1 protein-coding gene is annotated in these 329 nt (G+C 62.6%); it reads right to left on the reverse strand.

From position 1 onward, the window contains the following. Positions 1–75: 75 nt before the first annotated feature. Positions 76–329, reverse strand: a 254-nt coding sequence (locus AN394_RS21350; RefSeq protein ID WP_144430249.1) for a GNAT family N-acetyltransferase, incomplete at its 5' end; no start/stop codon positions are given.

The raw sequence follows: 329 nt of genomic DNA on the forward strand, positions 1-329 counted from the left end.
TCTTCGTCGAATGAATATATGTCCAGGCCCATCCTGCCACGGAAACATGACCGCGCCTGCGGCAATGTTTCATCGTCACTGCAGGGCGATCGAGTACGAGACGATATCCGTGTAGCAGCCCGCGCGTTTGACTGCCCGCGGCTCCGTGCCGAATGCACTGAAGCCCAGCGATTCGTACAGCCCGCGCGCGGCAGCGTTGTCCGCCAGCACCGTGAGGGTGAGCGATTCAATGCCTTCCGCGCGCGCAGCCGCGAACGCGGCAAGAAGAAGCTGACGGGCGATACCCTGGCCACGATGGCCAGCATCCACGTGGACACTGTGCACTTCCG

It is taken from the genome of Pseudoalteromonas sp. P1-26 (genome assembly GCF_001401795.1).
Lineage (GTDB): Bacteria > Pseudomonadota > Gammaproteobacteria > Enterobacterales > Alteromonadaceae > Pseudoalteromonas.